Origin of the sequence: Anaerorhabdus sp., from assembly GCF_036657415.1 — a bacterium.
In the GTDB taxonomy this organism is placed as follows: domain Bacteria; phylum Bacillota_I; class Bacilli_A; order Erysipelotrichales; family Erysipelotrichaceae; genus Anaerorhabdus.
This window is the reverse complement of the sequence record NZ_JAVXGL010000130.1, coordinates 801-3592: the sequence shown is the minus strand read 5'-3', so window position 1 is coordinate 3592 and position 2792 is coordinate 801. Positions and strand designations below refer to the sequence as shown.

3 protein-coding genes are annotated in these 2792 nt (G+C 33.5%); all 3 read right to left on the bottom strand.

From position 1 onward, the window contains the following. The coding region (locus RSB60_RS11230; RefSeq protein ID WP_332616415.1) for a family 4 glycosyl hydrolase at positions 1-1176 on the bottom strand (1176 nt) is incomplete at its 3' end. A gap of 19 nt (positions 1177-1195) precedes the next feature. Then, positions 1196-1690 (bottom strand): hypothetical protein, encoded by a 495-nt coding sequence (locus tag RSB60_RS11225; protein WP_332616413.1) that lies wholly within the window; start codon positions 1688-1690, stop codon positions 1196-1198. A 19-nt stretch (positions 1691-1709) separates the two neighbouring features. Beyond that, positions 1710-2792 (bottom strand): PTS transporter subunit EIIC (locus tag RSB60_RS11220; RefSeq protein WP_332616411.1); only part of this gene is annotated, 1083 nt, incomplete at its 5' end.

Sequence of the window (2792 nt, the reverse complement as noted above, 5' to 3'; positions counted from 1 at the left end):
GACAGATACTTGTTGTTCCATTAATCCCTTTTGGAATTGTGGAATTGCTCCCTGAACAATTCTTTCATAGCCATTTTTACCAACAATACAAGGGATTTCCACCATTGCTGTTCTATCAAAGTTTTCAATCGCTCCTTCATTTGGTACAATTAATAACATTTTTTCTTTGGTGTTTTTTGCGATAGCACAAGCTAAGTCAACAATATATTCAGCATGAGCATCGGGTTCAAATGCAGATCCTACACTAGTTCCCTTAGCAATTATATCTCTGCAAGCAGCAAAAATATTTTTTTCACGATGTTCCATTACTTCATTTGCACGTGTATGGTTAATATCAGAATGTTCTACAACATAGTCAGGGTATAAATAATACTTCAAATACGTATTAGGAATTGTAGTAGGATCTAAGGCATATACATCTTTTGCTTTAGAAAATGTTTCAATCCAACTTTGTTCAACATGTTGATTTGTTCCTGATAAAGCATCCGCAAATCCATTAGCAGCTATATGTTTTTTGATTTCAGGCATTAAATCATTTCCTGCCTTATCTTCAATCTTGTGCCACCATCCAAAGTGGTTTAAACCGTAATAACCTACAGACATTTCTTTTCTTGATTTTAATCCAATCATATTTGCCATTTTTTCTTCTAAGTCAATTGGCATATCACAAATATTTAAGATATGAGAATTAGGACGTAAACGTCTTGTTGCTTCTGCAACAATAGCAGCTGGATTAGAGTAGTTCAACATCCACGCATTAGGTGAATATTTTTCCATATAATCTAATACTTCTAATACTCCACCAATTGAACGCATTCCATAAGCAATTCCACCAGCACCACAAGTTTCTTGTCCTAGTACACCATATTTTAAAGGAATCTTTTCATCTTTTTCACGCATTGCATATAATCCAACACGAATATGGCACATAACAAAGTCAACATCACTGAAGGCTGTTTCAGGATCTGTTGTATAGTTAAATGCTACGTCTGGAGCATTGTCTTTCATATAAATTTCACAAGCTTTTGCGATCGTTTCTTGGCGTTCTTTGTTGTTGTCGTAGAATGTAATTTTACGAACTGGGAAACGTTCCATATGATCTAATAATAATAAACAAATTCCTGGTGTGAAAGTACTACCTCCACCTGCGATTGTAATTGAATAATTCTTTTCCATTTTTAAATTCCTCCTATTTTTACATTAATCTAATGGTTGAATATAAACATACTGAACTTAACATAATTACTAAGAAGCTACCTCCACCACAATAAAACGATTGTTTTATTGTGATAGATTTCCATGCTTTTTTTACATCTACATGGTAATAATTGATAGCTTTATAAAACACATAAAGTAGCATCATAAAATAGAACACATTCATCGTTAAGAGTTGGGCTATTAATAAGAAGAACATATTAATAAGTACAAACGTTGTATCCTTTGTTTCCAACTTCTTATATATGAGATGAATCAAGTAAGCTATATAAGGATTGATCATAGCGATTAAAAATATAATCGTAATGTTTGGATCCTTTACTAGCATATCTTGAAAGGTCACATGAAGATTTAGTGCCAACATTGATACATAGAAATAACAAATAATTGGAGTGATAGCCAAGAAAAGCTCTGTGATTAGAAAATATCGATGCATCCCTTTATTAACCTTCGTGTTTATTTTTAACTTCTTCATATGGTTTACCTACTTTCGTTTATAGTAACGATTCAAATTCTTCTCTTACTTTTGGTACGGATAATCCTACAATTACCTGAATATTCCTCTTTGTTGCTTTTAAACCATGGGTTCCTATTGTTTTAAAGTATTTATCATCTTTTACTAGTGTTTCATCTATTACATTCACTCTTAAACGAGTTGCACAATTGGTAACATCTTCAATATTTGCTTTTCCACCTAAAGCAATTAATATTTCTGTTGCTATGCTGTTGCCTACAGCTTGCTTTTCTTTAAAATCTGCTTTGGTATTAAAGGTTATTTCTTCCTCATCATCTTCACGTCCTGGTGTTTTAAAATCAAATTTCAAGATCAAGTAACGGAATACAACAAAGTAAATACCTGTAAATATCAATCCTACTATTAACAAAGTTAAATAAGTTTGCCAGTGTGCTGCCATTAGAGGAATGAAATTTAAAGCAGACATTTCAATTAAACCTCCTGATAGAACTCCAACTACGCCTAACATATTAGCAATCGTAGCAAGTGTTGCGGCTAACAACGCATGTACTACAAATAGTACTGGAGCAATAAATAAGAATGTAAACTCTATTGGTTCTGTAACCCCACAGACAATTGCAGTCAGTGTGATTGGTATTAATAATCCTGCAATTTTTGTTTTCTTGCTTTTTTTAGCTGTTGCATAGAATGCGAGTGCTATTCCTGGACATCCAAATATTTTAGAAAGTCCAGTTAGTGTTGGCCATGCATAAGGTGCTAATTCCTTTAAAGGTTCACTACTCGCAGCGAGTGCTGGAAGTTGATTTGCCCATGTTGAGAATATTCCTCCGTTTACGATAGCTGAATCATAAAAGAATGGGAAATATAACAAGTGATGAAGTCCAAATGGAATTAAGATACGTTCCATAAAAATAAATATCCAAACCCCTAAGCTACCTGCACTTGATATAAAGCCTTGAAATAAACGCATTCCATTTTGTACTAATGGCCAAAATGCTGCGGATAATAAAGCGACTGGTATTAAAACAAAGAATCCAACGATGACCACAAAGGATGAACCAGAGAATGTACCCATCCATTCTGGTAATGTTTTATCGAAGTA

Excerpts from the sequence above, each read along its gene's own strand:
- RSB60_RS11225 (WP_332616413.1), bottom strand. The coding sequence starts at position 1,690 with ATGAAGAAGTTAAAAATAAACACGAAGGTTAATAAAGGGATGCATCGA.